At 44.0% G+C, this 1,769-nt stretch carries 1 protein-coding gene; it reads right to left on the bottom strand.

Annotated elements, in window-relative coordinates:
* Nucleotides 1–195: 195 nt before the first annotated feature.
* Nucleotides 196–1,521 carry a reactive chlorine resistance oxidoreductase RclA gene (gene rclA, locus APU11_RS05660; RefSeq protein ID WP_007896426.1) on the bottom strand — a complete coding sequence of 442 codons (1,326 nt, stop codon included), beginning with the start codon at nt 1,519–1,521 and terminating at the stop codon, nt 196–198.
* Between the last annotated feature and the right edge of the window lie 248 nt (nt 1,522–1,769).

Genomic DNA, 1,769 nt, shown 5'->3' with positions numbered 1-1,769 from the left:
GATAGAAACAGAAGCCACTGGAGCACCTCAAAAACACCATCATACACTAAATCAGTAAGTTGGCAGCATCACCGATTTTTTAAACATATAAAATACCATCAATGAAGTGATTAAGAAGTTATAGAGTAACAGAGAATTAATAAGATTCTTTTCTCTGAGACGCCAGAATATTTGTTCTGGCGTCTGATTTTGAGTTTATTTGACTAATGAAAATAGATCATTGAGTGATTCGCTCATCGACGGATGAGTAAATATCTGATCGCGTAATATGCTATAAGGCAGCCCGGCATCCATCACCATTTTCACTATATTGATCATCTCGTGGGAGTCAATACACAGCAGTGATGCTCCTAATATACGTTGGGTTTTATTATCAACAATCGCTTTTAATACCCCACGGGTATCGTTCATCACTCTGGCGCGCGGAATTGCAGCTACAGGCAATGTCACCACCTGAATATCAGCACCACTCTCTCTGGCTTGTTCTTCTGTCATACCAACCCTGGACAGGGGCGGTGTCATAAATACGGAATAAGGCACATTTTTCCGATCATCAGTACTACGTTTGCCTTCACCCAGTAACTCATCACGTACAATGCGGTAATCATCCAGTGATATGTAAGTAAATTGCAGCCCGCCGGTAACATCTCCCATCGCCCAAATATTGTCTGCGGTGGTATGTAATCGCTTGTCAACGACAATTGCCCCGCGCTCGTTTACTGCGATACCGGCATTTTCTGGATGTAACGAAGCGGTAGCCGGTTGACGACCGGAAGCTATTAACAGTGCATCCACCGCCAGTTGGGCGTGCTCGCTATGCACTTGCACTTGATTTTCATGGTGACTGATTCGCTCCACATGGGCATTGAGGATAATATCGACGCCCTGATCGCGTAAAATCGTCGCGATATTATCAGCAATATCCCGATCTTCCCGAGGCAAAAACAGCGAAGCTGCCTCTAAAATGGTTACTTTGCTGCCAAAATTAGCGAACATAGAGGCGAACTCAACGCCAATATATCCGCCGCCCAAAATACCTAAATGCCCAGGCAATTCTTTTAGATTAAGTAATCCGGTGCTGTCATATACACCAGGCGTGGTGGTAATTCCAGGAATTGGCGGAACCACGGCTTGTGCACCGGTATTAATAAAAATTTTCTCGCCATGAATCTCCAAATTTCCCTCAGGCCGATGAACACGCAGGCTATGATTATTGATAAACTCCGCCTGGCCGTCGATCACGTCGATATTGGGCATATCCGCAAGATTATGAAAATTCTTATTACGTAAAAAATTAACCACTTCATTTTTACGCTGTATGGCACGGACAAAATCTGTGTGCTGCTGTGCGTCATGAACCAATGTTTTGGTTGGGATACAGCCGATATTAATACAGGTCCCGCCATACATTGCATTTGATTGTTCGATGAGAGCCACACGCCAACCTGCTTTTGCCAGCGTGACGGCTAATGTTTTTCCAGCCTTGCCAAAACCAATAATAACTGCCTGATATTTATTCATGATGATTTCCTGTCGAAACGCGTTCATTTGACATCATGACTATAGACGCAAAAGGTGATGCTGCCAACTTACTGATTTAGTGTATGATGGTGTTTTTGAGGTGCTCCAGTGGCTTCTGTTTGGCTTTGTTGAATAAATCGAACTTTTGCTGAGTTGAAGGATCAGATCACGTATCTTCCCGACAACGCAGACCGTTCCGTGGCAAAGCAAAAGTTCAAAATCACCAACTGGCCCACCTACAATAAAGC

Origin of the sequence: Enterobacter sp. 50793107 (genome assembly GCF_001463365.1) — a bacterium.
In the GTDB taxonomy this organism is placed as follows: domain Bacteria; phylum Pseudomonadota; class Gammaproteobacteria; order Enterobacterales; family Enterobacteriaceae; genus Enterobacter; species Enterobacter cloacae.
This window is presented reverse-complemented; position numbering and strand designations above follow the sequence as displayed.

Excerpts from the sequence above, each read along its gene's own strand:
- rclA (WP_007896426.1), bottom strand. The coding sequence starts at position 1,521 with ATGAATAAATATCAGGCAGTTATTATTGGTTTTGGCAAGGCTGGAAAA.